Genomic DNA, 26,851 nt, shown 5'->3' on the forward strand with positions numbered 1-26,851 from the left:
CCGGTGTCGCCACCACAGGTCCGCAGCGAGGAGGAACATCTTGGACGACCAGCAGGTCCGGCCCGGTCCCGGGCCGACCGGTGATGCAGCCGTCGACGCGCAGCTCGAGGCGTTGGATGGGCTGGACGCCCTGCCCATCGAGGACCACCAGGCCGTGTACGGCGCACTCCACGACGGGCTCCGCCACGTCCTCGACGAGGACCCAGCGGACGCATGAACCGGCTCGACCAGGAACTTGTTGCCCGCGGGCTGGCGCGTTCACGCACCCACGCCGCGAAGCTGGTTTCCGCCGGGCGCGTCAGCCTTGATGGCTTGCCGGCGACGCGCGCGGCCAAGCAGGTCGGACCGGCCCAGCAGCTGACGGTGCAGGAGGGGACCGACGAGGAATTCGTCAGCCGTGCGGGCCACAAGCTGGCCGGGGCCCTCGACATCTTCACCGACATCGAGGTCTCCGGGCGCCGGTGCCTGGACGCAGGGGCCTCCACCGGCGGCTTCACGGACGTTCTGCTGCGCCGCGGTGCCGGAAAGGTCGTCGCCGTCGACGTTGGCCACGGACAGCTGGTCGACCAGATCCGCAACGATCCGCGCGTGGAGGTCCACGAGGGGATGAACGTGCGCCATCTGGCACCGGCCATGATCGGCGGTGACGTCGACCTCGTGGTCGCCGACCTTTCGTTCATCTCCCTGCGACTGGTCGTCGGGGCGTTGGCCGCGGTCACACGGCCATCCGGTGATCTGGTCCTGATGGTCAAGCCCCAGTTCGAGGTGGGCCGGGACAACCTGGGACGCACCGGCGTTGTCGGCAGTGCGGAATTACGTCGTTCGGCCGTCTCCGGCGTGGTGCGGGCGGCAGCCGACGCCGGTTTGGGACTGGCTAAACTGGCACGGAGCCCATTGCCCGGCCAGGACGGCAACGTGGAGTTCTTCCTCCGGTTGCGTGCCGGTTCAGCCGCCCATTACCCACATTCCGACACCGAAACCGCCAGACTGGCCGAAATTGACTATTCTTGAACCTGATCCCGATCTCCCGAAAATCCCGTGTCCGGGAGACGATTCGAACATACCTTCGTCTACGGTGAAGTAGGTCCACAAGGGAAGGAACGCATGAGACGAATACTGGTCCTGGCGCATACCGGGCGGGATGATGCACTCCGCGCGGCGCTGGACACCTGTCTTCGACTGCGTGATTCCGGGCTCGTTCCCGTCATGCGTCGCGACGAGGTCCGCAACCTGCACAACGCCCCCGATGGCAAGAGCCTCGAGGTGCAGATCCTGGGCGAGGACGTCCAGCTCAGCGACATTGATCTGGGCATGGTCCTGGGCGGGGACGGAACCGTCCTGCGAGCCGCCGAGATGGTCCGCGACTCCGCCGTGCCGTTGCTCGGCGTCAATCTGGGCCACGTCGGGTTCCTCGCCGAGAGTGAGCGCGCCGACCTGAGGCAGACCGTGGACTGGGTGGTGAACCGGCACTACGTGGTCGAGGAGCGCATGGCCATCGACGTGCAGGTCTGGCTCGGCAATCGGCGGATCGCCCATACGTGGGCGCTGAACGAGGCGGCTGTGGAGAAGGCCAACCGCGAACGCATGATCGAGGTGGTGATGGAGGTGGACGGCCGCCCGATCAGCACTTTCGGCTGCGACGGGATCGTCATGGCCACCCCCACCGGTTCGACCGCCTACGCGTTCTCCGCCGGGGGACCGGTCGTCTGGCCCGGTGTCGAGGCGCTGATCATGGTGCCGATCTCCGCCCACGCCCTCTTCGCCAAGCCCCTGGTGGTCGCCCCGACCTCCACCATGGCCATCGAACTGCTCTCCCGCACCGACGCCCAGGGCGTGCTCTGGTGCGACGGACGCCGCACCCTGGACCTGCCACCGGGGGCCCGCGTCGAGGTGACCCGATCGACGAAGCCCGTCAGGCTGGCCCGGGTCAACCGCACTCCGTTCAGCGAGCGGCTGGTGCGCAAGTTCGAACTTCCCACCAGCGGCTGGCGCGGCCCCGTCTCCGAGGTCCACCGGGACGCCGAGACCTCCGCCCTGCCGATCATCACCCCGCCGCTGCAGGTCGTCGAGCCGCGCAACTACCAACCGCGCCCCGAGACGGAGCAGCACCCATGATCGAGGAGATCCGCATATCGGACCTCGGCGTCATCACCCGGGCCACCCTGGAACTGGACCCGGGATTCACCGTCGTAACCGGCGAAACCGGGGCCGGCAAGACCATGGTCGTCACCGCGCTGGGGCTGCTGCTGGGCAACCGGGCCGACGCCGGAGCCGTCCGCCACGGCGCCAAGCAGGCGGTCGCCGAAGCCACTCTTCGGCTGCCCTCCGGCAGTCCGGCACTGGCCCGCGCCGAGGACAGCGGGGCCATGGTGGAGGAGCACGACGGCGCCGCCGAGTTGATCCTTGCACGCATCCTCAGCGCGGAGGGACGCAGTCGCGCAGCCGTCGGCGGCACCTCCGCCCCGGTGGGGCTGCTGACCGAGCTCGGAACGCACCTGGTGGCCGTGCACGGTCAAAGCGACCAGCTGCGCCTGCGCAGCGCCGTCGCCCAACGTGGATCACTCGACAAGTTCGGCGGGCCGGACCTGGCCGCCGCGAGGACCGCCTACCAGGAGACCTTCGATACCTGGAAGGCGGTGGCCGTCGAACTCGACGAGATCACCTCGGCGTCCCGTGAGCGGGTCAGGGAAGCGGAATCGCTGCAGATCGCGCTCGAGGAGATCGACGCCGTCGACCCGCGTCCCGGCGAGGACGCGGAGCTCAAGGCCGAAGCCCAGAAGCTCTCCAACGTCGAGGGCCTGCGGTCGGCCGCCGTGACCGCACACGGGGCACTCACCGGGGACGAGTTCAGCGAGGAACCCAACGCCGTCGGCCTCGTGGACACCGCCAAGCGGGCCCTTGAGATGGTCGCGGATGACGACCCGGAGCTGCGGGCCCTGGGCTCCCGGGTCGACGAGATCGGCATCCTCGTGGCCGACGTGACCATGGAGCTGGGCAGCTACCTGGCATCCCTGGACGGTGATGGCCCCGGTCGGCTGGCGGAGGTCGAGGAACGCCGTGCCGCACTCAACCAGCTCATCCGCAAATACGCCCCGACCATCGACGAGGTCATCGGCTGGACCGAGACGGCCCGCCGACGCCACATGGATCTGCAGGACGATTCCGGCCGCATCGAGGCCCTCAACGCCCGGCTGGAGGGCCTGGGGGAGCGGCTGGGCGGGCAGGCTGCCGCGTTGACCGCGCTGCGCACCACTGCTGCGGTACGGCTCTCCGAGCGGGTCAGCGACGAATTGGCTGCGCTGGCCATGCCCGACGCCCGGTTCGTCGTGGAGGTCGGCACCCTCGAGGAGCCGGCGCGCCACGGGGCGGATAACATCGCCATGCTGCTCCAGCCCCACGCCGGCAGCGCTCCGCGCCCCCTGGGCAAGGGTGCCTCCGGCGGCGAGCTCTCCCGCGTGATGCTGGCCATCGAGGTGGTCCTCGCGGAAACCGACCCGGTGCCGACCTTCGTTTTTGACGAGGTCGACTCGGGCGTCGGCGGGAAGGCCGCCGTGGAGATCGGGAAGCGGTTGGCCATGCTCGCCCGGCACGTCCAGGTGATCGTGGTGACCCACCTGCCCCAGGTGGCGGCCTACGCGCAACGCCACATCCGGGTGATCAAGAACTCCGACGCCCAGGCGCAGGACGGTGCCGGTTTCACCGCCAGCGACGTGCTGACACTCGACGAGGCCGACCGCGTACGTGAGTTGGCTCGCATGCTGGCCGGCCAGGAACACTCCGACACGGCCCAGGCCCACGCGGAGGAATTGCTCGAGGCGGCACGCCAGGCCATGTCGGGGCTGGCAACCTAGGCCATGTGGGACCGTGCTGATGTCGTCTCCGCGGACGATGGGGTGCGGTCCGGGCAGTAGAGTGGCCACAACCCGTCCGGCGAATAGATGATAGGCTCGAATTCCGTGGTGCAGCGAACAATTTCCAAGTCCCGGTCCGAAACTACCAAGCAGATTTTTGTCACCGGTGGTGTGGCCTCGTCCCTCGGCAAGGGACTGACGGCCTCCAGCCTCGGTCACCTCCTGCGGGCCCGTGGCCTCACGGTGACAATGCAAAAACTGGATCCCTATCTGAACGTGGATCCCGGCACGATGAACCCCTTCCAGCACGGCGAGGTCTTCGTGACCGACGACGGCTCGGAAACCGACCTCGATATCGGCCACTACGAGCGCTTCCTCGATGAGAACCTCGACGGGTCCGCCAACGTGACCACCGGCCAGGTCTACTCCCGGGTCATCGAGAAGGAACGACGCGGCGATTACCTCGGTGACACGGTCCAGGTCATCCCGCATATCACCGACGAGATCAAGCGCCGGATGCGCCTGCCTTCCGAGGCGCAGAACGCCCCCGACGTGATCATCACCGAAATCGGCGGCACCGTTGGCGACATCGAATCCCAGCCGTTCCTCGAATCGGCACGCCAGGTCCGCCAGGACGTCGGACGCGGCAACGTCTTCTTCGTCCACGTGTCGCTGGTGCCCTACATCGGCCCCTCGCACGAACTGAAGACCAAGCCGACCCAGCACTCCGTGGCCGCGCTGCGGTCCATCGGCATCCAGCCGGACGCCCTGGTGATCCGCTCCGACCGCGAGATCCCCGACGAGATGCGCGAAAAGCTCGGCCGCACCTGCGACGTAGACCCCGAAGCGGTCATCAACTGCGCGGATGCACCGAGCATCTACGACATCCCGGTCATCATCCATGACCAGGGCCTCGACGCCCACATCGTGCAGTCCCTGGGCCTGAAGTTCAAGGACGTCGACTGGACGCAGTGGACCCGGCTGCTGCACGCCGTGCACCACCCGGACCACGAGCTCGAGGTCGCCCTCGTCGGCAAGTACATCGAGCTGCCCGACGCCTACCTCTCGGTCACCGAGGCCCTGCGTGCCGGAGGCTTCGCCAACGAGACGCGGGTTAATATCCGCTGGGTCCCCTCGGACGAATGCGCCACCCCGGCCGGGGCGAAGAAGGCCCTGCACGGTGTCGACGCGATCTGCGTGCCCGGCGGATTCGGCATCCGAGGCCTCGACGGCAAGCTCGGTGCCCTGAAGTTCGCCCGCGAGACCGGCCTGCCGACGCTCGGGTTGTGCCTGGGCCTGCAGTCGATGGTCATCGAGTACGCCCGCAATGTCGCCGGTCTGGACGACGCCTCGTCCACCGAGTTCGAGCCCGATTCCCAGCATCCAGTCATCGCCACGATGGCCGAGCAGGAGGACATCGTCGCCGGCAAGGGTGACCTGGGCGGAACGATGCGCCTCGGCCTCTATGACGCTGTCCTCGGTGAAGGCACCGTCGTGGCCGAAACCTATGGGACAACTGAGGTCGCGGAACGCCACCGCCACCGCTACGAGGTCAACAACGCCTACCGGGCCCAGCTCGAGGAAGCCGGACTGGTCTTCTCCGGGACCTCACCGGATGGCAAGCTCGTCGAATTCGTCGAGCTCCCGGCGTCGAAACACCCGTACTACGTCTCGACGCAGGCGCATCCGGAACTCAGCTCGCGCCCGACCCGTCCGCACGCGCTCTTCACGGGGCTGATCAAGGCGGGGCTGGAGCACCAGAAGGCCGGACGGTAGGTCATGACCAACCACGGTCCACACGGCGCGGAGCTGGGCGACGAGCCCAGCCCGCGCCGAGTGCTCCATTCCGAGACGGTGTATGAGGGCCGCATCTGGAACGTCAGGCAGGACACCTTCGAGTTGTCCGCCGGCCACCAGCCGCTCGTCCGCGACTACATCGACCACCCCGGTGCGGTCGCCGTCCTCGTCCTCGACGCAGAGGGCCGGGTCCTGCTGGTGCGGCAGTACCGCCACCCCGTGGGCATGGCGCTCTGGGAGATCCCTGCGGGCCTGCTCGACGTGGCGGGAGAGGAACCCCTCGACGCCGCGGCACGTGAGCTCTCCGAAGAGGCAGACCTGACAGCAGGCCGGTGGGATCTGCTCGTGGAGATGTTCAATTCCCCGGGCTCCTCCAGCGAGGCCCTGCGGATCTACCTGGCCCGCGAACCCCGCGTGGTCCCCGGCCACGAGCGCTTCGAGCGCACCGAGGAGGAGGCCGAAATGCAGTGGCAGTGGGTTCCGCTCGAAGAGGCGGTGCAGGCCGTCCTGGCCGGCCGCATCCACAATCTCTCGGCCGTCGCCGGGGTTTTGGCCGCCTCGGCCGCCCGGGCCACTGGATTCACCGGCCTGCGTGCTGCCAACGATCCGTGGACCGCCCATCCCCGTCTCCGGTCATCGGATGGGTAGGGGCCGGTGAGCGCATGTCCACGGTCGTGACACCGGAACCCTCCGCCGGGGGCCGGGGCGAGGTTCCCGGACCGCTGGCCCGCGAGGTGGCCTCCTATCTCCAGCATGTCGCGGTCGAGCGGGGGATGGCCGCCAACACCGTCGCCGCCTACCGCCGCGACCTGCAGCGCTATGCGCTGTTCCTGGCGGTCCAGGAGGTCGTATCGGCCACCGACATCACCCGCCACCACCTCACGGCCTTCGCACAATCGCTCCGTGACGGCTCCGACGGCGGTGCCCCACTCAGTGCCCGCTCCGCGGCACGCAGCATCGTCGCCGTCCGCGGACTGCATCGCTTCTGGGCGCTCGAGGGCCTGACTCCGGACAACGCCGCGGCGGACCTGCACCCACCGGCCGTCGGGCAGCGGCTGCCCAAGGCCATCAGCGTCCCCGAGGTCACCGCGATCCTGGAATCAGTGCCCACCGACACCGAAGCGGGACTGCGCGACCGGGCGCTGCTCGAGTTCCTCTATTCCACCGGCGCACGCATCAGCGAGGCCGTCGGGCTCGACGTCGACGACTTGCACCTGGAGCGGCCCGCCGAGGGACCCGCCGTCGTAAGGCTGTTCGGCAAGGGGTCCAAGGAACGCATCGTGCCGCTGGGCTCCTATGCGGCCACGGCATTGGAGGCCTACCTGGTCCGGGGGCGGCCGGGCATGGCCGCCAAGGGACAGGCAACCCCCGCCCTGTTCCTGAACCGTCGGGGCGGACGGCTTAGCCGGCAATCCGCCTGGTCGGTGCTCAAGGCGGCCGCGGAACGTTCGGGCATCAACAAGGATGTCTCACCGCACACGCTGCGGCATTCCTTCGCCACCCATCTGCTCGAAGGTGGTGCCGATGTCCGCGTGGTCCAGGAACTGCTCGGGCACGCCTCGGTCACCACCACACAGGTCTACACCATGCTCAACGCCCAGACCCTGCGCGAGGTCTACGCCGCGGCGCACCCCCGGGCCCGTGGCTGAGCCGGGCCTTGCCGGCCAGCAGGGTACCGCCGTCGTCCTCTGCCTGCTCCAACGGGGCCCGGCCGACCGCCGCGAGGTCCTGCTGGGGCACAAGCTGCGCGGATTCGGGCACGGTAAGTTCGTGCTGCCGGGCGGGAAGATCGAACCGGGGGAGACCGCGCCGGAGGCCGCCGCCCGCGAACTGGCCGAGGAAACCGGGCTTGAAGCGGACCCATCGAGCCTGCATGAGATCGCGACCGTCCGCTTCATCTTCCCGGCGAGCCCTGCGTCGGACATGCACTGCACGGTGTTCCGAGCCGGGACCACCACGGGCACGCCACGGCGGACCGCGGAGCTCTCCCCGGCCTGGCACCCGGTGGACCGGTTGCCGATGGCGCAGATGTGGGAGGACTCCCCGCGCTGGCTCGTGCCGTTGCTGCACGGCAACGAGCTGGATGCCGAGGTGGTGCTCGCCGAGGACAACCTGTCCGTCGCCAGCTACTCCGCAACGCCCCGCCACTGAACGCGATGGCGCCCGCGGCGGGTGCCGCGGGCGCCATCGGGACGTCGTTCCGGGAATGTCCGGACCGGCTCAGAGTTCGCGCTGCTCCGGACCGTTGTAGGCCGATAGCGGGCGGATCAGGGCGTTGTTGGCGCGCTGTTCCATGATGTGCGCCGTCCAGCCCGAAATCCTCGAGGCGATGAATAGCGGGGTGAACATCTGGGTGTCGAAGCCCATCAGGTGGTACGTCGGGCCCGCCGGGTAGTCCAGGTTGGGCTTGATGCCCTTCGCCTCGGCCATGGCCGCCTCGAGCCCGTCGTAGAGCCCCAGGATCTCGTCGCGGCCGAAGTACTCGATCATCGCATCCAGCGCGCCCTTCATGGTTGGCACGCGGGAGTCTCCGTTCTTGTAGACACGGTGGCCGAAGCCCATGACCTTCTTCTTCGCGGCCAGCGCCTCCTCCATCCACTTCTTGGCGCGGGCGGCGGCATCCTCCCGGGATTCGTCCTTGCGGATGCCGATCTCCTCGAAGGTGTGCATGACCGCCTCGTTGGCCCCGCCGTGCAGGGGGCCCTTCAGCGCGCCGATCGCCCCGACGATGGCCGAGTGCATGTCCGAAAGCGTCGAGGTGATGACCCGGGCGGTGAACGTGGAGGCGTTGAAGGAATGCTCCGCATAAAGCACCATCGAGACACGGAAGGCGTCCACGACCTCGGGTGCGGCCTCCTCCCCGTTGGTCATCCAGAGGAAGTTCTGCGAGTAGTCCAGGTCCTCGCGCGGGTCGACGGGATCCTGCTTCCGGCGGCGGCGCTGGTCGTAGGCGACAATCGCAGGGAAGCGGGCCAGCAGCGACTTGGCCTTCTCCAGCTCCGCCTCCGGCGAGGAATCCTCGGCCAGCGGATGGTTGGCGCCCAGCACCGAGACCGCGGTGCGTGCCACATCCATGGGGTGGCAGTCCAACGGCAGCAGGTCCACCGCGGCCTTCACGTTGTCCTCCATCGCCCGGTTGGCGCGCTCGTAGGCGACGAACTCCTGCAGCTCCCCGGCGCTGGGAAGCTCGCCGGTCCACAGCAGCAGGGCGACCTCCTCGAAGCTCTTGGACGCGGCCAGGTCCTGCACCGGATACCCGCGGTAGAGCAGGGAATTGGTGTCGGAGTTGACCTTGGAGACGGCGGTGTAGTCGACGACGACGCCGGCCAGGCCCTTCTTGATCTCGGTCTCGTTTTCGCTCATGGTTGGTGCTCCTTTGAACCCGATGTCAGGTTTGCGTTGTTGCCGTCGATGTCGAGCCCGGGGACCTGGAAATTGAAGATCCCGGTATCGAAGCGGTTGTAGGCCTCGTAGTCCACCAGATCATACAACCGGGTCCGGGTCAGCATCTGCGGCACCTGGCTTTCCTGGGTGCCGTCGACGCTGATCGCCTCCAGCACGCGTTCGGCGGCGCCCATGGCGCTGCGCAGCAGGGTCACCGGGTAGATCACGAGGGCAACGCCGGCGTCGGCCAGGTCCTGGCGGGTGAAGAGCTCGGACTTGCCGAATTCCGTCATGTTGGCCAGCACCGGGACGTCCACGGCGGCGCAGACGGCCTCGAATTCCGAGAGGTCGCGCATGGCCTCGGGGAAGATCGCGTCGGCTCCGGCATCCACGAGCGCCTTCGCCCGGTCGATCGCGGCGTCGAGCCCGTCGACGGCACGCACGTCGGTGCGCGCCATGATGAGGAAATTCGGGTCTCGGCGGGCGTCCGCGGCGGCGGCGATGCGCTTGACCATGGTGTCCAGGTCCACGACGTTCTTCCCGTCGAGGTGCCCACACCGCTTGGGGTTGAACTGGTCCTCGATGTGGCAGCCGGCGAGTCCGGCGTTCTCCAGTTCCTGGATGGTGCGGGCCACGTTCATCGGCTCGCCGAACCCCGTGTCGGCATCGACGATGGCCGGCAGGTCGGTCATCCGGGCGATCTGTCCGGCCCGGGTGGCGACCTCTGTCAAGGTGGTCAGGCCGACGTCGGGCAGGCCGAGGTCGTTGGCGAGCACGGCCCCGGAGATGTAGACGCCGTCGAACCCCTTTTCGCCGATCAGGCGTGCCGAGAGCGGGTTGAACGCCCCGGGGAACTGGCGGGCGGTGCCCGGGACCAGCAGTTCGCGCAGGGTGCGCCGCTTGGCCTCGGGGGTGGCGGTTGAGTACAACATCTAGAACAGTCCCTTCGGTGCGGCCGCGGCGTCGACGATGCCCGGCGCCGCGGCGATGTTCAGCTGGTCCAGATCGCCGGCTGCCAGCTCGGGCAGGCGTGCTGCCGCGGCCAGGAACCGGTCGATCTCCTCGGGGGTGACCAGTCCCTGGGCCAGGGTGCGGAACTTGTTGACGTACTGCTCCCGGGCGAACGGGCGGGCGCCGAGCGGGTGGGCGTCGGCGACGGCGATCTCGTCGGTGATGACGGTGCCGTCCTTGAGCGTGATCTCCACGGAGCCGCCGAACGCCTTCTCGGCGATGTCCAGCGAGTGGTAGCGCCGGGTCCACTCGGCGTCCTCCTCCGTGGTGACCTTGTGCCACAGCGCCACGGTGTCTGCGCGTCCTGCCCGCTCGGGCGAGTACGAGTCGACATGGTGCCAGGCGCCGTCCTGGAGGGCCACGGTGAAGATGTACGGGATGGAGTGGTCCAGCGTCTCGCGGGAGGCGGTCGGGTCGTACTTCTGCGGGTCGTTGGCGCCGGAGCCGATGACGAAGTGGGTGTGGTGGCTGGTCTTGATGCGCACGTTGTCCACGTTGGCCGGATCGGTCGCCTCGGGGTGCTCACCGTGGAGCTTGCGGGCCAGGTCGATCCACGCCTGGGCCTGGTATTCGGCGGAGTGTTCCTTCGTGTAGGTGTCCAGGATGGCGCGCTTGGCTTCGCCGGCTTCCGGCAGCGGGACCTCGTAGGAGGCCTCGGGGCCATCGAGCATCCAGGCGATGACGCCGTCCTCGCCCTCGTAGATCGGCACGGGCGAGGTCTGGCCGCGCATGGCCCGGTCGGCGGCCTCGACAGCCATCTTGCCGGCGAAGGCGGGGGCGTGCGCCTTCCAGGTGGAGATTTCACCCTTGCGGGATTGGCGGGTGGCCGTGGTGGTGTGCAGGCCCTGGCCGACGGCCTGGAAGATGGTCTCGACGTCCAACCCGAGGAGGGTGCCGATGCCGGCGGCCGCGGAGGGGCCCAGGTGGGCGACGTGGTCGATCTTGTGCGCATGCAGGCAAATGGCCTTCACGAGGTCCACCTGGATCTCGTAGCCGGTGGCGATGGCGCGCACCAGGTCGGCGCCGGAAGCCCCGGTGTGCTGGGCAACGGCCAGGATCGGCGGGATGTTGTCGCCCGGGTGGGAATACTCGGCGGCCAGGAACGTGTCGTGGTAGTCCAGCTCCCGGACGGCTACCCCGTTGGCCCAGGCGGCCCATTCGGGTGAAACCTTCTCGGTGATGCCGAACAGCGAGGCCCCGGCGCCGCCGGAGCTCGGGGCGTGGGTGAGGGCCTGCGACCGTGCGGCGATGATCGGGCCGCGGTTCAACGAGGCAATGGCGACCGAGGCGTTGTCGATCACGCGGTTGATCACCATGTCGGTGACCTCGGCGGACACCCCCACTGGATCAGCGGCGACGGTGGCGATCTTGTGGGCCAGCTGATCTTCGCGGGGCAGGTTTTCGTCGGAGCGGTAGACGCGGACGTGGTGGTTGATCATGCGGTGGCCTCTTTCGGTAGTGCGTGGGATCTGATGTGGTCAAGGCTGTTGTGCAGGTGGAGCAGTGTGGCAGCGGCGGCCAGGCCGGGGTCCCCGGAGGCGATGGCGCGGGCGAGTTGGGCATGTTCGCGGGCGGAGGCGCGTAGGCGTTGCGGATCGTCGTGGGAGAGCCGACGTAGCCGCGCCAGATGCACACGCAGGCCGGTGAGGGCCTGGCGCAGATAGGGGTTGGCGGCGCTTTCATCGATCGCCTGGTCCAGTTCGCCGGCCAGCTGGTAGTAGGCATCGCGGTCGGTGGTAGCGTCCAGGGTCTCTGATGCCGTATCGAAGCGTTGCGCCAGGTGCGTGAACGGTTCGGGGCGTCCGGAGCGGGCGGCGCTGCGGGCCGCCTCGGTCTCCAGGGCGCGGCGCAGGGAGAACAAGTCGTCGACGTGGTCGAGGGAGACGTCGGAGACGATGACGCCGCGGCCGCGCTGGGCGACGGCTAGTCCGTCGGCGGTGAGCCGGGACAGTGCCTCGCGCAGAGGGGTGCGCGAGACGCCGAGGCGTTCGGCCTGCTCCACCTCGCCCAGGACGGTGCCCGGCGGCAACGCCCACGAGACGATGTCCCGCCGGAGGACCGCATAGGCCTTGTCGCTTGCCTTCATGCCCTCAGTGTATACAGACAGCACGGAAAGGTGCCAGAAATTTCAACCGCTCTTCGGTAATTACCTCAAAAGTCTTCGCGTCATGTATACAAAACTCTTGAAGCGTTGTGGGGTACACCATAGAGTGGCCCTGTACTTGCCCAACGATGTGGGAGTCACCATGACACCGGATTACCGAGAAACCTATGCTGCCAGCACCGAGAACCCGGCGGCCTTCTGGCTTGAGGCCGCCGACCTGGTGGAGTGGGGCACCGCACCGACCCGAGGACTCGATGATTCCCAGGCCCCGCTGTACGGGTGGTATCCCGACGGCCGGCTGAACATCACGGTCAACGCCCTTGACCGGCACGTCGCCGCCGGCCGCGGCGAACAGGCAGCCCTCGTCTACGATTCCGCGGTGCTCGGCTCCACGCGCAGCTACAGCTATGCCGAGCTGCTGGATGAGGTCTCCCGCTTCGCCGGGGTCCTGCGCGGTCTCGGGGTCGATACTGGGGATCGGGTCATCCTGTACCTGCCGATGATCCCGCAGGCAGTCATCGCCATGCTGGCCTGCGCCCGGATCGGTGCCGTGCACTCGGTGGTTTTCGGTGGCTTCGCCGCCAAGGAGCTGGCCGCACGCATCAACGACTGCCAGCCGAAGGCGATCATCACGGCCACCGGTGGCATCGAGCCCGCCCGCCGCGTGGAGTACCTGCCGGCAGTGGCCGAAGCGGTGGGGACCGCCACACACCAGGTGGACACCGTCGTCGTGCATCACCGGGATGGCTTCCAACACGACCGCGCCGAGTTCGGAGGGACACCTGCGGGATGGCATGACTGGGACGAACTTGCCGCCGTGGCCGAACCGGCCGGTCCCGTCGACCTGGCGGCCGGGGACCCGCTGTACGTGCTCTACACCTCCGGGACGACCGGTTCGCCCAAGGGCGTGGTCCGCGATACCGGAGGCTACGCGGTGGCCATGGCCTGGTCGATGCGCAACATCTACGGGGTCAATGCCGGGGACACCATGTTCACCGCCTCGGACGTGGGTTGGGTCGTGGGGCATTCCTACATCGTCTACGGCCCGCTGATCGCCGGAGCGACCACGGTGCTCTACGAGGGCAAGCCGGTGGGCACCCCCGACGCCGGTGCATTCTGGCGCGTCGTCGCCGAGCAAGGCGTCGACGTCATGTTCACCGCCCCCACGGCGCTGCGCGCGATCCGCAAGGCCGACCCCGAGGCCGGACTGCTCGCCGACCACGACACCTCGGGTCTGCGGGCCCTGTTCGTGGCCGGTGAACGGCTGGACCCCGACACCTTCGCGTGGGCCGGCCGCGTGCTCGGAGTGCCGGTGGTCGACAACTGGTGGCAGACGGAGACGGGGTGGCCGATCGCCTCGAACCCGTTGGGCCTGGAGGAGTTGCCGATCAAGGCAGGGTCCCCGACGGTGCCGGTGCCCGGCTACCACGTAAGGATCCTCGGCGCCCTCGGCGAAGCCGTCGGCGCGGGGGAAGAGGGCAACATCGCCCTGGAGCTGCCGCTGCCACCGGGAGCCCTGCGCACCCTGTGGGGCAACGACGAGCGCTACCGTTCGGCCTACCTCGAACAGTTCCCCGGGTTCTATGCCACCGGCGACTCCGGCTATCTGGACGAGGACGGCTACCTGTTTGTGATGGGCCGCACCGACGACGTGATCAACGTGGCCGGCCACCGGCTCTCCACCGGGGCGATCGAACAGGTCCTGGGCTCGCATGCCGCCGTGGCGGAGTGCGCGGTCATCGGCGTCGCCGACGAGCTCAAGGGCCAGCGGGCGTGCGGTTTCGTCGTCTTGAAGTCGGGGGTCGAGACGGGCGAGGAGCAGCTGGCCGCCGAGCTCGTGGCCCTGGTGCGGGAGAAAATCGGCCCGGTGGCCGACTTCCGCCAGGTTCGGGTCGTGGACGCGCTGCCCAAGACCCGTTCGGGCAAGATCCTGCGCAAGACGATGCGCCAGATCGCCGACGGCAAGGCCTACTCCGTTCCCTCGACGATCGAGGACCCGGCCGTGATCGAGGCCCTGCTGCCCTTCCTGCGCGTCTCCTGAGCGGCGGGCCCGCTACTTCCAGCGGTATTCGTATTCCGGGCGGCCCGGTGTCCCGTGCCGGGGCGACTTGACCGCCTGGTCGAGCCCGGCCAGGTACTCCAGGTAGCGGCGGGCCGTCACCCGGGACAGCTCCAGCGCTTCGGCCACCTCCGTGGCGGAGAGGGCACGACCGGCTTCCTGCAGTTCGCGGGAGATGGCCGCCAGGGTCTCATCCAGCAGACCCTTGGGCAACCGGGTCGGACCCACGGTGCGCAGGGCGGCAAGTGCGTTGTCGATCGACGCCTGGGTGGCCGCCCCGCCGTCGTCGGCGAGGTTGAGCCGGAACCGGCGGTGGTTCTCCAGCTTCTCACGGAAGACGGCGAACGTGAACGGCTTGATCAGGTACTGCGTCACCCCGGCCGACAGGGCCGTCTTGACCACGTACAGGTCCCTGACAGCGGTGATGGCGATGATGTCCACCGGGTGGCCGCGGCCGCGGATCCGCCGGGCGACGTCGAGCCCGTGCAGGTCCGCCAGGTTCATGTCCAGCAGGACCAGGTCCACCGGGGTATCGCCGGCGGCCGCCTCGTCCAGCCGGGCCAGCGCCTCGCTGCCGGTGAGCACCACGGCGTCGACCGCGTAGCCGGGCACGCGGCGCACGTAGTCGGCGTGCGCCTGGGCGGTGAGGGGCTCGTCGTCGACGATCAGCACACGCAGGTCGCGCTCAGCGGCCATGCCCGCCGCCTTTCGGGGCTCTTGTGCCGGGAACCTGCGGCAGCAGGGGCAGCGTGACCGTGAAAATCGCGCCGCCGTCGGATTCAACGTCGAGCGTACCGTCCAGCCGGGCCACGGCCTGCCGCACCAGTGCCAGGCCAAGCCCCCGGCCGCCCGCTACGCCGCCGGAGGCCTTGGACGTGCCGCCGAGCCGGAAAAGCTGGTCCAGGTGGTCGGTGTCCACGCCCGGGCCCGAGTCGGCCACGGAGATGATGAGGGTGCCGTCCGCTGCCGAGAAGTCGGCCCACACGCTGCGCAGCTCCGAGCTGGCGGCGGCGTCGAACGCGTTGTCCAACAGGTTCCCGGTCACCGTGACCAGGTCCCGCGCGTCCAGCGACCCGGGCGGCAGGTCCCCGCTGGCCGTCATGGTCAGGTGGATCCCGCGCTCGTGTGCCTGGGCGGCCTTGCCGATCATCAGTGCGGTCAGGAACGGCTCGTCGATGGACTGCACGAACTCGTCGGTGAGCCGTTGGGATTCCTGGCGGTCCCGGACCGCGAAGTCGAGCGCCTCGCGCTCGCGGCCGAGCTCGATCATCGTCGCCACGGTGTGCAGTCGATTGGCGTGTTCGTGCGTCTGGGCGCGCAAGGCCTCCGAGAGCGTCTTCATCGACTCCAGCTCGCCGGCCAGCGCCTGCAACTCGGTGTGGTCGCGCAGTGTCGCCACCGTGCCCAGGGGACGCGAGGCGGCCCGGGTGGGAGCGGTGCCGCGCCGCAGCGCCGGGGCCCACCGGAAGGGGAAGCGGGCCGTGGGCCCGGTGTCGGGCTGGGCGGCCCGCTGCTGGCTGATCACCAGGATGCGGTCCCGCGTCAGGTGGATCTCGTCGACGGCACGGCGTCCGGAGGAGAAGAGGTCGGCGACCGACTCGGGCAGGCCCAGGGAGTCGACCGGTGCCGGTTTCAGGGCACCGGCCGGCGGCAGCCCCAACAGGTCTGCGGCTTGGTCGTTGTAGAGCACGAGGCGGCCCTTTTCGTCGATGAGCACCAGGCCCTCGCGCAGTGAGTGCAGCGCCGAATCATAGTAGGCGAAGAGGCTGCGCAGTTCCTCCGGCCCGTAGCCGAGTGTGACTCGGCGCAGGTAGCGGCTGAGCAGCCAGGCCCCGATGCCCCCCAGGACGACGGCGGCCAGCGCCACCCAGAGGATCGCCGGCAGGGCGGCGGCCTGGGTCAGGGACAGCGTCTGGAGGGTGACGCCGACGGCGACCATCGCGATGACCCGGCCCTCGTCGTCGAGCACCGGGACGATGGCCCGGACGGAGGGCCCCAGGGTGCCGATGTATTCCTCGACCTGGCTGTGCCCGGCCAGCGCCTGGTCGATGCTGCCGATGTAGTGCCGGCCCAGTTGTTCGGGGTTGGGGTGGGTGAAGCGGGTCCGGTCCGGTGCCATGATCGTCACGAAGTCCACCTGGGCCAAGGCATTGACTTCCAGCGAGTAGGGCTGCAGCCGGCTGGAGGGGTCGGGGGAGGAGACGGCCGCGGCAACAAACGGGTCGTTGGCCAGGGTCTCGGCGATGCTGAGCACGCGGGCCGCGGTGGCTTCGTGCGCCCGGGCTTGCGAGGTGGCGTAGCTGGTCGCGCTCAAGGCAGCGGTGACCAGGGCAACGAGAAGGAGCTGGACCAGGAACAGCCGGGTGGCCAGCGAATAGGTGCCGCGCGGTGCGGCCGTGGGATGTGCCGTCACTGCCATGCAGGTCCTCCTCGGAATCCAACTTCCAGTTTCCCACGCCCGGGCCCGGTGTGAACAATATGAACGCAAGCGTGAGCGTGGTCACGTCGGGACCCACCATGGAGTGGAAGCAGAACCTGAACACCACAAGGAGTCGGCATGGCAACGAGGCCCGGAGAACACGAACCCGCCCAGGGCGGAATGACGGCGGCAACCCCGCCGCAGCGCAAGAAGGACAGGACCCACTGGCTGTACATCATGGTCATCATCGCCGTCGTGCTCGGTGCGGCGATCGGCCTGGTCTTCCCCGAGGTCGGCAAGTCGCTGAAGCCGCTGGGCACGGCGTTCGTCGCCCTGATCAAGATGATCATCGCCCCCGTGATCTTCTGCACCATCGTCCTCGGTGTCGGGTCCGTGGCGCGTGCCGCGACCGTCGGCAAGGTCGGTGGACTGGCCCTGGCCTACTTCATCACCATGTCGACCTTCGCGCTGGCGATCGGCCTGCTCGTGGGCAACATCATCCACCCCGGGGCCGGCCTGCACCTGCAGCCCTACAAGGCGGCTGCCGGCGGCGAAGACGGAGGCCTCGTTGAATTCCTGATGAGCCTGATCCCCGGCGACATCCCGGTACTGCCGACCCTGGTGCTGGCGCTGCTGGTCGGGTTCGCCCTGCAGTCCATGGGCAAGGCCGGCGAGCCGGTCCTCCACGGGATCCAGAACATCCAAGGCGTCGTCTTCAAGCTGATGATGATGATCATGTGGGCCGCGCCCATCGGCGCCTTCGGTGCCATCGCCGCCGTCGTCGGTGCGACCGGCTGGGCGGCCATCGGGTCCATGGCCATCCTCATGGGTTCCTTCTACCTGACCTGTGCGCTGTTCATCGTCATCATCCTCGGTGGCCTCCTGAAGGCCGTCACCGGTCTGAACATCTTCTCGCTGCTGAAGTACCTGGCCCGCGAATACCTGCTGATCTTCTCGACGTCGTCCTCCGAGTCGGCGTTGCCGCGCCTGATCGCCAAGATGGAGCACGCCGGGGTCTCCAAGCCGGTCGTCGGCATCACAGTGCCGACCGGGTACTCCTTCAACCTCGATGGCACCGCCATCTACCTGACGATGGCCTCGCTGTTCGTCTCCACCGCCATGGGCATGCCGATGAACATCGGGGAGCAGATCTCCCTGCTCGTCTTCATGATCATCGCTTCCAAGGGCGCCGCCGGCGTGACCGGCGCCGGCTTGGCGACACTGGCCGCCGGCCTGCAGTCACACCGTCCGGAACTGCTCGATGGCATGGGCGTGATCGTGGGCATCGACAAGTTCATGTCCGAGTGCCGTGCCCTGACCAACTTCACCGGCAACGCCGTCGCCACCTTGCTGATCGGCAAGTGGACCCGGGAGATCGACATGGAACAGACCCGCGCCGTGCTCTCCGGCCAGCGCCCGTTCGATGAACTCTCGCTGGAACCGGATGCCCATGCTGCCCCGGTGGCATCTGAGGTGCCCTCCGAACCGGTATCTGTCCGATAGCCCGGTCCCACCCAGGACGTCGGCCGCCCTTCCCGTTGTGGGGAGGGCGGCCGACGTCGTTACCGGGGGATATCCCCGGGACGGCGAGGAGCCAACCCTCGAGTTCAGCTTCAAGGTAAAGGCTCGCCGCCAGCCGCCGGACCTCCGACATGACGGGCACCTGCGGCGATAGCCTAGGGGCTAGGCAGTGAGATACAAGCAACGAACGGAAGCGTGGTTCATACCGTGAGCGAGGAAAAGGGTTCGAGGACTCGTACGGCCGGATTGCTGAAAGAGCCACCGGCCCTCGGGCCGACCGGTCGACCCCTGACGGACTTCCCGGAACCGCAGCCCCTGGAGGGCCACGGTCCGGCGCGCGTCATCGCCATGGTGAACCAGAAGGGCGGGGTGGGCAAGACCACCTCGACCATCAACCTGGCCGCCGCGCTCGCCGAATACGGACGCAAGGTCCTGCTGGTCGACTTCGATCCGCAGGGTGCCCTGAGCGCCGGTTTCGGTACCAATCCGCATGAGTTGGACATCACCGTCTACAACGTGCTGATGGAACGCAAGACGAGCATCCACGATGCGATCCTGCAGACAGACATCGAGAACATCGACCTGCTGCCGGCGAACATCGACCTGTCCGCCGCCGAGGTCCAGCTGGTCAACGAGGTCGCCCGGGAGCAGGTACTTGAACGTGCCCTGCGCAAGGTCTCCGACGACTACGACGTCATCCTCATCGACTGCCAGCCGTCCCTGGGCCTGCTGACCGTCAACGCGTTGACCGCGGCCCACGGAGTGATCATCCCGCTGACCGCCGAGTTCTTTGCCCTGCGCGCCGTGGCCCTGCTGGTGGAGACCATCGACAAGGTCCAGGACCGGCTCAATCCCTCCCTGCAGGTCGACGGTGTCCTGGCGACCATGTACGACGCCCGCACCCTTCACTCCCGCGAGGTCATCGGCCGGCTCATCGAGGCGTTCGGGGACCAGGTCTTCCAAACCGTCATCAAGCGCACCATCAAGTTCGCCGACGCGAACGTGGCCGCCGAGCCGATCACCAGCTACGCCAGCAACCACCCCGGGGCCGAGTCCTACAGGATGCTGGCCCGGGAGCTCATCAGCCGCGGCGGCGCCCCGTAATGAGCGCGGCGGGCCGTGCGGACACCGCGTCGCCGTCCGCCGCACCGGATGCGGAGGCATCCGCCGGATTCGCCGTGGCCCTGGAGAACTTCTCCGGACCCTTCGATGTGCTGCTGAACCTCATCGGCAAGCACCAGCTGGACATCACCGAGATCGCCTTGGCCCGGGTGACCGACGAGTTCATCGCCTACCTGCGCGGGTTGCGCGAGCGGACCGGGGACCGCGCACTGGAGGAGACCACGTCGTTCCTGGTCGTGGCCTCCACCCTGCTGGACCTGAAGGCGGCGCGGCTGCTGCCCACCGGCGAAGTGGAATCCGACGAGGACATCGCCCTGTTGGAGGCTCGGGACCTGCTCTTCGCCCGCCTGCTCCAGTACCGGGCCTTCAAGGTGATGGCCGGCCAGCTCTCCGAGCGGCTCGCCGAGGAGGACGACAGTCACCCGCGACGCGTTGCCCTCGAACCCGGATTTTCCGCACTGCTGCCCGAACTGGTGTTCACCACGACCCCCGAGCAGCTGGCTGCCCTGGCCCGCAAGGCCATGGAGCCGCGACCCGCGGAACCCACGGAGGTCGGGATCGCGCACTTGCACGCCCCCACGGTCAGCGTGCGGGAGCAGGCCGACGTCATCGCCGGGCGCCTCGGCACCACGGGGTCGGTCAGCTTCGCCGAACTCGTCGCCGACGCGAGGGAGACAATGGTCGTGATCGCACGGTTTCTGGCCTTGCTGGAGATGTTCCGGGACAAATACGTTGGATTCGAACAGGACGGGCCGCTCGGCGAACTGCTGGTGGCATGGAACGGCGACGCCGGGCCATGGCACCCCGAGCACGTCGCAGAGGAATATGCCGGAACGCCCGTGCCGGCAGCCATCGGGAACGAACGCCAGGAGGAGACGGCATGAGCCACAACGACGATGCCCCCACCGGGCTGGACGAGTTGCCGGGCGGGACCCGGGCGGCCATCGAGGCCGTGCTGATGGTCGCCGACGAACCGGTCACCGTCCACCGCCTCGCCGAGGTCCTCGAACTCGATCCCGCGGTGGTCCGCGAGCTGCTGGAGGACCTGCAGCAGGACTACTCGGCGAACCACGGATTCGAGTTGCGGGAGCTGGCCGGCGGCTGGAGGGTCTACTCCAAACGTGACTTTGCTCCCGTTGTCTCCCGCTTCGTCCTCGACGGCGCCACGGCCAGGCTGTCCCAGGCGGCACTGGAGACCCTGGCCGTCATCGCCTACCGCCAACCCGTCTCCCGCGCCCGGATCGCGGCGATCCGCGGGGTCAACGTAGACTCCGTGGTACGCACCTTGACGATGCGCGGACTGGTCGCCGAAGAGGGGACGGATCCGCAGTCCGGTGCCATGCTGTATCGGACCACCCCATATTTTCTGGAAAGATTGGGGATAGACAGCGTGGAGGATCTTCCGCAGCTCTCTCCCCATCTACCTGGGCTGGACGACCTCGACCAATACGAAGACGTCCCTTTCTAGGCCACCACACCCAGCAGCAACGAAGGAATCGACATGACCCAGGGATCCAATTCAGGCGCAGGCCGCGGCAACCAACGCCGGTCAACGCCCGGCCAGGGTGCCGGGCGCGGCGCGGCCGGCTCGGGCCGTGGGGCAACCGGTGGCAAGCCCGGCACCGGCGGCCGCCAGCAAGGGGGCAAATCCGGGGGCAGCTTCGGCGCCAAGAAGCAAGGGCCGGCCAAGAACGGCCAGCAGGACGGGAAGCCGCGCGGCCCGCAGGCCTTCGGCGGGGAACGCTTCGGCCGCAACCTGGGGCCGGTGAAGAAGAACCGACCGGCATCCTCCCAACGTCCTGCGCCACGTCCCGATGCCGACCAGGACCAGGACGGCGTGCGCCTGCAGAAGGTACTCGCCAACGCGGGTGTGGCCTCACGCCGTGTCAGCGAGGAGATGATCACCGCCGGCCGCGTCGAGGTCAATGGCGAGATCGTCACCGAACTCGGCATCCGCGTGGACCCTGCCACCTCGAGCATCCACGTGGACGGCATGCGCATCCAGTTGAACGAGACGATGCGGTACTACGTCTTCAACAAGCCCCGCGGCGTCGTCTCCACGATGGAGGACCCCGAGGGCCGTCCCTGCATTTCGGACTACCTGCGTAAGAAGAGCGAACGCCTCTTCCACGTCGGACGACTCGATGTGAATACCGAGGGCCTGCTGCTGCTCACCAACGACGGTGAACTGGCCAACCGCTTGACCCACCCCTCCTACGAGATCCCCAAGACCTATCTCGTCCAGGTGCCCGGGCCGATGGCCCACGGCATCGGTGCCCAGATGAAGGCGGGGATCGCCCTCGAGGACGGCGTGGCCAAGGTCGACTCGTTCAAGCTCGTGGACTCGACCCCCGGCAAGGTCCTGGTCGAGGTAGTCCTGCACTCCGGACGCAACCGCGTCGTCCGCCGGCTCTTCGACGCCGTGGGCCACCCGGTCAAGCGTCTGGTCCGCGTGCAGATGGGCCCCATCAAGCTCGGGGACCAGAAACAGGGCACCATCCGCCAGCTCGGACACCACGAGATCGGCCATCTGCTGTCCAATGTGGGCATGTAGCCGGTGCCCGCAACCCATCTCTCCGGGCCGGTCCTGGTCATCGGCACCGGGTTGCTCGGCGCCAGTGTCGGTTTGGGTCTGAGCCGGCTTGGCCTGTCCGTGCTGCTCTCCGACACCTCGCCCACGGCGCAGCAGATTGCCCAGGACATCGGCGCCGGCACCATCTACACGCAGGGAACAACCCCGGAACCGGCGCTGGTGGTCGTCGCCTCGCCTCCGGACGTCACCGCAACCGTCGTATCGCGCGCACTGCGCGACCACCCCACGGCGACGGTCGTGGACATCGCCAGCGTCAAGACCTCGATCCTGCGCAGCCTGGAAGCCGACCCCGAGCTGGGCGCGGCCGAGCTGTCCCGCTATGTGGGCACGCACCCGATGGCCGGGCGCGAGAAGTCCGGGCCCGCGGCGGCCCGTGGAGAACTGTTCACCGCCATGCCCTGGGTCATCTGCGCGCACCCCGGATCCGCCGAGGACAGCGTGCGCATCGCCGGGTCGCTGGCCATCGACCTCGGGGCCACAGTGCACCGGCTGGACGCCGGAGAACACGACGCCGCTGTCGCCCTGGTCTCCCACTTCCCCCAGATTGCCTCGTCGCTGCTGGCCTCCCGGCTGCTCAACGCCCCCGCCCGCGCCCTCGGCCTGGCCGGAAACGGACTACGGGACACCACGCGCATTGCCGCCTCCGACCCGCGGCTCTGGATCCAGATCCTCAGCCACAACGCCCCCGAACTGGTGGGCATCCTGCACGGACTGCGCGAGGACCTCAATCGGCTCATCTCCACCCTGGAGAACCCGACCGGACCCGGGGCGCTGCTGGACCTCGCCGAGCTGATGGGGGAGGGAAATGCCGGGCAGGCCCGCATCCCGGGAAAACATGGTGCACCGCCGCAGGCCTTCGCCGTGGTCACCGTCATCGTCGACGACAGGCCCGGACAGATCGCCCAGCTGCTGGCCGACGTGGCAGCCGCCGGGGTGAACCTCGAGGACCTGCGGATGGAACACTCCTCCGGCCACAAGGTCGGGATGGTCGAATTGTCAGTATTGCCGGGGCGCAGCCAGGAATTGATGGAAGCCCTGACCGCACGTTCATGGAAGGTAGTGCAGTAAGTGGAGAATCTTGTGGTGGCCATCGATGGCCCCTCCGGCAGCGGGAAGTCCTCGGTATCGAAGGAAGTCGCCCGCCGGCTCGGCGCGGCGTACCTCGACACCGGTGCCATGTACCGCGCCTTGACGTTCGCCTGCGTTGAAGCACAGCTTGATCTGGCCGACACGGCCGCCGTGACGGCTGCGGTGAAGGATGCCCGCGTGGAGATCGGCACCGACCCCGACCGCGAGCAGGTCATGGTCAACGGCGCAGATGTCACCGCGGAGATCCGCAAACCCTACGTATCCGAGGCCGTCTCCGCGGTGGCGGTCATCCTCGACGTGCGGGCCGAGCTCATCCGCCGCCAACAGGAGATCATCGCCGGGCACGCGAGCATCGTCGCGGAGGGCCGCGACATCACCACCGTCGTCGCCCCCCGGGCCCCGGCGCGGATCCTGCTCACGGCCCGTGAGGAGATCCGCATGGCCCGTCGCGGCCTGCAACTGGGCGGCACCCAGTCCGGCGAGGACCTGCAGCGCCAGGTCGTCGCCCGGGACGCCAAGGACTCCACGGTCACCAGCTTCACGACCGCCGCCGACGGCGTCGTCACCGTCGACTCCTCGGACCTGGATTTCGAGCAGACGGTGCAGGCAGTTCTCACCGTGGTGGAAGCCGCCGCCACACCGGGCTGAGAGCCCGCCGTTCGACGGCATGCAAAAATGGTAAGTGCTCCCGCGTACGGCGGGAGCGGCGAACAAAGGAATCCCTGAACATGACCGATCACGCCGCCGTCCCCGGCGACGGAGACGAATACGTCCCCTCGGGAGAGGACCACGTCGCCGAAAGACTCAGCCAGATCACCGACGAGGAGGCAGAACAACGTGCTGCTGCCCTGCGCGATGGCCTTGCCGACTACGAACTCGATGACGAGGACACCCGTCTCCTCTCACATGTCGACGATGACGATTTCGAGGACGAGGACGACAAGGTCCCCCCGGTCGTCGCCATCATCGGCCGGCCCAACGTCGGCAAATCGACACTGGTCAACCGCATCATCGGACGCCGCGAGGCAGTCGTCGAGGATGTCCCCGGGGTGACGCGTGACCGCGTGACCTACAGTGCCGAATGGAGTGGACGCGACTTCACGCTCGTGGACACCGGCGGCTGGGAGCACGACGCCAAGGGCATCCATGCCCGCGTGGCAGAACAGGCCGAAGTTGCCGCGGATCTGGCGGATGCTGTCATCTTCGTCGTCGATTCCGCCGTCGGGGCCACCGCCACCGACGAGCTCGTGGTCAAGATGCTCCGCCGGCAGAAGAAGCCGGTCTTCCTCGTGGCCAACAAGGTCGACGGCGAGGCTCAGGAAGCCGATGCCGCCTCTTTGTGGAGCCTGGGGTTCGGCCAGCCCTATCCGGTCTCGGCCCTCCACGGCCGTGGCACCGCAGACCTGCTGGATGAGCTGCTGGAGAAGCTTCCGGCCTATTCGGCCTTCGGTGGGTTGATCCCCCGTGGTGGACCGCGCCGCGTCGCCCTCATCGGGCGTCCGAATGTGGGCAAGTCCTCGCTGTTGAACAAACTGGCCGGCGCGGAACGCGTCGTCGTCGACAACACCGCGGGTACGACGCGCGACCCCGTCGACGAGCTCGTCGAGCTCGGGGGGCGGACCTGGCGTTTCGTTGACACCGCGGGAATCCGGCGCCGCCAGCACATGGCACAGGGATCGGACTACTACGCTTCCCTGCGGACGCAATCGGCGCTCGAAAAGGCCGAGGTCGCCGTCGTGCTCCTGGCCGTCGACGAGGTGCTCAGCGAACAGGACGTGCGCATCCTGCAGACCAGCATCGACTCCGGACGTGCACTCGTGCTGGCTTTCAACAAGTGGGACCTGCTCGACGACGAACGCCGACGCTACCTGGAACGCGAGATCGACCAGGACCTGGCCCACGTGGCGTGGGCACCGCGGGTGAACCTCTCCGCGGCCACCGGCTGGCACAAGGAGAAACTCGTACCCGCACTGGACCTCGCCCTGGAATCCTGGGACCGGCGCATCCCCACCGGCAAGCTCAACGCCTTCCTGGGCGAGCTGGTTGCCGCCCACCCCCACCCGGTGCGTGGAGGCAAGCAGCCGCGTATTCTCTTCGCGACGCAGGCGTCCTCGCGGCCACCACGTTTCGTGCTCTTCACCACGGGGTTCCTGGACCCGGGATACCGCCGATTCATCACGCGACGCCTGCGGGAGACCTTCAACTTCACGGGTACGCCCATCGAGGTCAGCATGCGCGTCCGCGAGAAGCGCGGGCGGTCAAGGTAGCCCCAAGAATGGGGTAGGGTAGTTGAGGAGCTTTTCGCAGACGGCACCTCCCTTCACGGGCGGGATAACGGCTGCGGAACCGCCGGGCTATGGCGCAGCTTGGTAGCGCGCCTGACTGGGGGTCAGGAGGCCGTGGGTTCGAATCCCGCTAGCCCGACCGGCGACAAGGGGTCTTGCACGAACGGAACACCGTTCGGGCAGGGCCCCTTCTCCATGCTCGCGGCCGTCATCTGGTGCAGCTGGCAGGCGAGTCGGCTGGCGGGCTTGCATGCAGGGATAACCGGTAGGCTAGGCTGGATAAAACACAAAGTCGGCGCGTTTTTTGGGCCACAGTCCAGGCAGCCGGCACCGTCCATGCACCATTCCAGGGAGGAAGCATATGAGTGGCGATCACCGTTGGGGGGACGAAGCCGCGGAGCGTAAGCAAACCGCGGGCGAGACCACCAACATCAGCCTGCCTCCGGTCCGTGACGAAATCGTTCCCGAGGCATCGCTGTCCACCGAGGAGCGCTCGTCGGTCAATGCGCTGCCCGAGGGATCCGCGCTGCTGATTGCCCACTCGGGTCCCAATCGTGGAGCCCGCTTCCTGCTCGATGGTGAGGTGTCCACCGCGGGACGCCACCCCGAGGCCGACATCTTCCTCGACGACGTGACGGTCTCCCGCAAGCACGCCGAGTTCCGCCGCGACGGCGCGGGCTTCCAGATCGTTGATTCCGGCAGCCTCAATGGAACCTACGTCAACGGCGATCGCGTGGATGCGGTGCGCCTGCGTACCGGGTCGGAAGTGCGCATCGGCAAATTCCGCTTGACCTTCTATGCCGGCACCCTTCCCACGACCGCCTCACGGCAGGACTGACGGTAATTCCAGTGGTTGCATCTGCGCATTCCCGACGCGGCGTCGGCGTGGGCGCCGACGCCCCCCGGGCGAGCGTGCTCAACATCGGAGAGGTCCTGACCGAACTCACGGAGGACTTCCCGCAGACCACCGCCTCGAAGATCCGGTTCCTCGAGGAAAAAGGTCTGATCACCCCACAACGCACCGCCGCCGGATACCGGAAGTACACTTCCGGGGACATCGACCGGTTGCGGTTCATCTTGTCGCTCCAACGCGACCAGTACTTGCCCCTGAAGGTGATCAAGGACTATCTGGATGCCGTCGACCGTGGGGAACGCCCGGAACAGCTGGCTGGCGGACTGACACTCGCCCCGCGCAGCGTCACCGACCAGCTCGCCCAGGAGATCGCCGGCCACACCCGTCCACTCACCCGGGCCGAACTCCAGGGCGCCACCGGCGCGTCGGACGAGCTGGTGTCCGAGTTGCTCGCCTATGGCATCATCGCCGAAGAGGACCAGCGGTTCGACGAGCACGCGGTGCGCATCGCCACGGCCAGCGCCAAGCTCGCCGCCCATGGCATCGAACCACGCCACCTGCGCGGCTTCCGTGCCGCCGCCGACCGCGAACTCGGCCTGGTCGAACGGGCCGTGGCGCCCCTGTCCAGCCGCCGCGATGTCTCGTCCCGTGCCCGTGCCGCCGAAACGGCACGCGAGATCAGCGATGCGTGCCTGGCCTTGCACAGCGCGCTGGTCAACGGCTCCATCGCCCGGATGGACCATTAACACAGCAGGAGGAACCC

25 protein-coding genes and 1 tRNA gene are annotated in these 26,851 nt (G+C 68.2%); 20 read left to right on the plus strand and 6 right to left on the minus strand.

The features are described from left to right. Window positions 1-40: 40 nt before the first annotated feature. The 8 genes from AC1MEQ_RS17020 (at window position 41) to AC1MEQ_RS17055 (ending at window position 7,799) form a co-directional block, all read left to right on the plus strand. Window positions 41-217 (plus strand): hypothetical protein, encoded by a 177-nt coding sequence (locus AC1MEQ_RS17020; protein ID WP_479792399.1) that lies wholly within the window; start codon window positions 41-43, stop codon window positions 215-217. Further along, the gene (locus tag AC1MEQ_RS17025) at window positions 214-1,011 is read left to right on the plus strand and encodes a TlyA family RNA methyltransferase (RefSeq protein ID WP_479792401.1); all 798 of its coding nucleotides are present in this window, start codon (window positions 214-216) and stop codon (window positions 1,009-1,011) included. Before AC1MEQ_RS17020 ends, AC1MEQ_RS17025 begins: the two co-directional genes overlap by 4 nt. Before the next feature lie 93 nt (window positions 1,012-1,104). After that, window positions 1,105-2,115, plus strand: a complete 1,011-nt coding sequence (locus AC1MEQ_RS17030) for an NAD kinase (RefSeq protein ID WP_479792403.1) — start codon at window positions 1,105-1,107, stop codon at window positions 2,113-2,115. Beyond that, on the plus strand, window positions 2,112-3,851 hold the full coding sequence (recN, locus tag AC1MEQ_RS17035; protein ID WP_479792405.1) for a DNA repair protein RecN: 1,740 nt from the start codon (window positions 2,112-2,114) through the stop codon (window positions 3,849-3,851). Before AC1MEQ_RS17030 ends, recN begins: the two co-directional genes overlap by 4 nt. An 87-nt stretch (window positions 3,852-3,938) precedes the next feature. Further along, on the plus strand, window positions 3,939-5,627 hold the full coding sequence (locus AC1MEQ_RS17040; RefSeq protein ID WP_479792407.1) for a CTP synthase: 1,689 nt from the start codon (window positions 3,939-3,941) through the stop codon (window positions 5,625-5,627). Between the two features lie 3 nt (window positions 5,628-5,630). Further along, entirely contained in the window at window positions 5,631-6,296 is a 666-nt protein-coding gene (locus tag AC1MEQ_RS17045) for an NUDIX domain-containing protein (protein WP_479792409.1), read from the plus strand. Window positions 6,297-6,310: 14 nt separating this feature from the next. Continuing rightward, the gene (gene xerD, locus AC1MEQ_RS17050; RefSeq protein WP_479792411.1) at window positions 6,311-7,297 is read left to right on the plus strand and encodes a site-specific tyrosine recombinase XerD; all 987 of its coding nucleotides are present in this window, start codon (window positions 6,311-6,313) and stop codon (window positions 7,295-7,297) included. After that, window positions 7,290-7,799: an NUDIX domain-containing protein gene (locus AC1MEQ_RS17055; protein WP_479792413.1), complete on the plus strand. Its 510-nt coding sequence runs from the start codon at window positions 7,290-7,292 to the stop codon at window positions 7,797-7,799. Before xerD ends, AC1MEQ_RS17055 begins: the two co-directional genes overlap by 8 nt. A gap of 69 nt (window positions 7,800-7,868) precedes the next feature. Here the strand turns inward: AC1MEQ_RS17055 and AC1MEQ_RS17060 are convergent, their stop codons facing one another. From AC1MEQ_RS17060 to AC1MEQ_RS17075, 4 genes are read right to left on the minus strand one after another with little or no spacing between them, the layout of a single operon-like run. Next, on the minus strand, window positions 7,869-9,011 hold the full coding sequence (locus AC1MEQ_RS17060) for a bifunctional 2-methylcitrate synthase/citrate synthase (RefSeq protein WP_479792415.1): 1,143 nt from the start codon (window positions 9,009-9,011) through the stop codon (window positions 7,869-7,871). Then, on the minus strand, window positions 9,008-9,964 hold the full coding sequence (gene prpB / locus AC1MEQ_RS17065) for a methylisocitrate lyase (protein ID WP_479792416.1): 957 nt from the start codon (window positions 9,962-9,964) through the stop codon (window positions 9,008-9,010). The genes AC1MEQ_RS17060 and prpB overlap by 4 nt, the downstream gene beginning before the upstream one ends. Beyond that, the gene (locus tag AC1MEQ_RS17070; protein WP_479792418.1) at window positions 9,965-11,482 is read right to left on the minus strand and encodes an MmgE/PrpD family protein; all 1,518 of its coding nucleotides are present in this window, start codon (window positions 11,480-11,482) and stop codon (window positions 9,965-9,967) included. Then, window positions 11,479-12,129, minus strand: coding sequence for a GntR family transcriptional regulator (locus AC1MEQ_RS17075; RefSeq protein ID WP_479792419.1), 651 nt, complete (start codon window positions 12,127-12,129; stop codon window positions 11,479-11,481). Before AC1MEQ_RS17075 ends, AC1MEQ_RS17070 begins: the two co-directional genes overlap by 4 nt. 160 nt (window positions 12,130-12,289) lie before the next feature. On the opposite strand from AC1MEQ_RS17075, the gene AC1MEQ_RS17080 reads away from it, so the two are divergent. Beyond that, window positions 12,290-14,188, plus strand: a complete 1,899-nt coding sequence (locus AC1MEQ_RS17080) for an AMP-binding protein (RefSeq protein WP_479792421.1) — start codon at window positions 12,290-12,292, stop codon at window positions 14,186-14,188. Window positions 14,189-14,200: 12 nt separating this feature from the next. Here the strand turns inward: AC1MEQ_RS17080 and AC1MEQ_RS17085 are convergent, their stop codons facing one another. Together AC1MEQ_RS17085 and AC1MEQ_RS17090 are read right to left on the minus strand one after the other, a co-directional pair. After that, window positions 14,201-14,902 (minus strand): response regulator, encoded by a 702-nt coding sequence (locus tag AC1MEQ_RS17085; protein ID WP_479792423.1) that lies wholly within the window; start codon window positions 14,900-14,902, stop codon window positions 14,201-14,203. Further along, window positions 14,892-16,625 (minus strand): sensor histidine kinase, encoded by a 1,734-nt coding sequence (locus AC1MEQ_RS17090; RefSeq protein ID WP_479792424.1) that lies wholly within the window; start codon window positions 16,623-16,625, stop codon window positions 14,892-14,894. Before AC1MEQ_RS17090 ends, AC1MEQ_RS17085 begins: the two co-directional genes overlap by 11 nt. 180 nt (window positions 16,626-16,805) lie before the next feature. Here AC1MEQ_RS17090 and AC1MEQ_RS17095 point away from each other — a divergent pair, with 180 nt between their 5' ends. From AC1MEQ_RS17095 to ftsR, 11 genes are all read left to right on the plus strand, one after another. Then, on the plus strand, window positions 16,806-18,128 hold the full coding sequence (locus tag AC1MEQ_RS17095) for a cation:dicarboxylate symporter family transporter (protein ID WP_479796169.1): 1,323 nt from the start codon (window positions 16,806-16,808) through the stop codon (window positions 18,126-18,128). A gap of 225 nt (window positions 18,129-18,353) precedes the next feature. Further along, window positions 18,354-19,250, plus strand: a complete 897-nt coding sequence (locus AC1MEQ_RS17100) for a ParA family protein (RefSeq protein ID WP_479792426.1) — start codon at window positions 18,354-18,356, stop codon at window positions 19,248-19,250. Next, window positions 19,250-20,152: a segregation and condensation protein A gene (locus AC1MEQ_RS17105; protein ID WP_479792428.1), complete on the plus strand. Its 903-nt coding sequence runs from the start codon at window positions 19,250-19,252 to the stop codon at window positions 20,150-20,152. Before AC1MEQ_RS17100 ends, AC1MEQ_RS17105 begins: the two co-directional genes overlap by 1 nt. Then, entirely contained in the window at window positions 20,149-20,736 is a 588-nt protein-coding gene (gene scpB, locus AC1MEQ_RS17110) for an SMC-Scp complex subunit ScpB (RefSeq protein WP_479792430.1), read from the plus strand. Before AC1MEQ_RS17105 ends, scpB begins: the two co-directional genes overlap by 4 nt. 33 nt (window positions 20,737-20,769) lie before the next feature. Continuing rightward, window positions 20,770-21,822: a pseudouridine synthase gene (locus AC1MEQ_RS17115; protein ID WP_479792432.1), complete on the plus strand. Its 1,053-nt coding sequence runs from the start codon at window positions 20,770-20,772 to the stop codon at window positions 21,820-21,822. Window positions 21,823-21,825: 3 nt separating this feature from the next. Then, window positions 21,826-22,929, plus strand: coding sequence for a prephenate dehydrogenase (locus AC1MEQ_RS17120; protein ID WP_479792434.1), 1,104 nt, complete (start codon window positions 21,826-21,828; stop codon window positions 22,927-22,929). Continuing rightward, window positions 22,930-23,598, plus strand: coding sequence for a (d)CMP kinase (gene cmk / locus AC1MEQ_RS17125; RefSeq protein ID WP_479792435.1), 669 nt, complete (start codon window positions 22,930-22,932; stop codon window positions 23,596-23,598). It begins immediately after the preceding gene. A gap of 80 nt (window positions 23,599-23,678) precedes the next feature. Beyond that, window positions 23,679-25,217, plus strand: coding sequence for a ribosome biogenesis GTPase Der (gene der / locus AC1MEQ_RS17130; RefSeq protein ID WP_479792437.1), 1,539 nt, complete (start codon window positions 23,679-23,681; stop codon window positions 25,215-25,217). Window positions 25,218-25,300: 83 nt separating this feature from the next. Further along, window positions 25,301-25,374, plus strand: a tRNA-Pro gene (locus AC1MEQ_RS17135). Between the two features lie 222 nt (window positions 25,375-25,596). Then, window positions 25,597-26,073 (plus strand): FHA domain-containing protein, encoded by a 477-nt coding sequence (locus AC1MEQ_RS17140; RefSeq protein WP_479792439.1) that lies wholly within the window; start codon window positions 25,597-25,599, stop codon window positions 26,071-26,073. Window positions 26,074-26,120: 47 nt separating this feature from the next. Continuing rightward, window positions 26,121-26,834, plus strand: a complete 714-nt coding sequence (gene ftsR / locus AC1MEQ_RS17145) for a transcriptional regulator FtsR (protein WP_479796170.1) — start codon at window positions 26,121-26,123, stop codon at window positions 26,832-26,834. The last annotated feature ends 17 nt before the right edge of the window (window positions 26,835-26,851 follow it).

This window comes from Arthrobacter sp. ASL1 (assembly GCF_056680475.1).

Excerpts from the sequence above, each read along its gene's own strand:
- AC1MEQ_RS17025 (WP_479792401.1), top strand. The coding sequence starts at position 214 with ATGAACCGGCTCGACCAGGAACTTGTTGCCCGCGGGCTGGCGCGTTCA.
- AC1MEQ_RS17030 (WP_479792403.1), top strand. The coding sequence starts at position 1,105 with ATGAGACGAATACTGGTCCTGGCGCATACCGGGCGGGATGATGCACTC.
- recN (WP_479792405.1), top strand. The coding sequence starts at position 2,112 with ATGATCGAGGAGATCCGCATATCGGACCTCGGCGTCATCACCCGGGCC.
- AC1MEQ_RS17040 (WP_479792407.1), top strand. The coding sequence starts at position 3,939 with ATGATAGGCTCGAATTCCGTGGTGCAGCGAACAATTTCCAAGTCCCGG.
- AC1MEQ_RS17045 (WP_479792409.1), top strand. The coding sequence starts at position 5,631 with ATGACCAACCACGGTCCACACGGCGCGGAGCTGGGCGACGAGCCCAGC.
- xerD (WP_479792411.1), top strand. The coding sequence starts at position 6,311 with ATGTCCACGGTCGTGACACCGGAACCCTCCGCCGGGGGCCGGGGCGAG.
- AC1MEQ_RS17060 (WP_479792415.1), bottom strand. The coding sequence starts at position 9,011 with ATGAGCGAAAACGAGACCGAGATCAAGAAGGGCCTGGCCGGCGTCGTC.
- prpB (WP_479792416.1), bottom strand. The coding sequence starts at position 9,964 with ATGTTGTACTCAACCGCCACCCCCGAGGCCAAGCGGCGCACCCTGCGC.
- AC1MEQ_RS17070 (WP_479792418.1), bottom strand. The coding sequence starts at position 11,482 with ATGATCAACCACCACGTCCGCGTCTACCGCTCCGACGAAAACCTGCCC.
- AC1MEQ_RS17075 (WP_479792419.1), bottom strand. The coding sequence starts at position 12,129 with ATGAAGGCAAGCGACAAGGCCTATGCGGTCCTCCGGCGGGACATCGTC.
- AC1MEQ_RS17080 (WP_479792421.1), top strand. The coding sequence starts at position 12,290 with ATGACACCGGATTACCGAGAAACCTATGCTGCCAGCACCGAGAACCCG.
- AC1MEQ_RS17085 (WP_479792423.1), bottom strand. The coding sequence starts at position 14,902 with ATGGCCGCTGAGCGCGACCTGCGTGTGCTGATCGTCGACGACGAGCCC.
- AC1MEQ_RS17090 (WP_479792424.1), bottom strand. The coding sequence starts at position 16,625 with ATGGCAGTGACGGCACATCCCACGGCCGCACCGCGCGGCACCTATTCG.
- AC1MEQ_RS17095 (WP_479796169.1), top strand. The coding sequence starts at position 16,806 with ATGACGGCGGCAACCCCGCCGCAGCGCAAGAAGGACAGGACCCACTGG.
- AC1MEQ_RS17105 (WP_479792428.1), top strand. The coding sequence starts at position 19,250 with ATGAGCGCGGCGGGCCGTGCGGACACCGCGTCGCCGTCCGCCGCACCG.
- scpB (WP_479792430.1), top strand. The coding sequence starts at position 20,149 with ATGAGCCACAACGACGATGCCCCCACCGGGCTGGACGAGTTGCCGGGC.
- AC1MEQ_RS17115 (WP_479792432.1), top strand. The coding sequence starts at position 20,770 with ATGACCCAGGGATCCAATTCAGGCGCAGGCCGCGGCAACCAACGCCGG.
- der (WP_479792437.1), top strand. The coding sequence starts at position 23,679 with ATGACCGATCACGCCGCCGTCCCCGGCGACGGAGACGAATACGTCCCC.
- AC1MEQ_RS17140 (WP_479792439.1), top strand. The coding sequence starts at position 25,597 with ATGAGTGGCGATCACCGTTGGGGGGACGAAGCCGCGGAGCGTAAGCAA.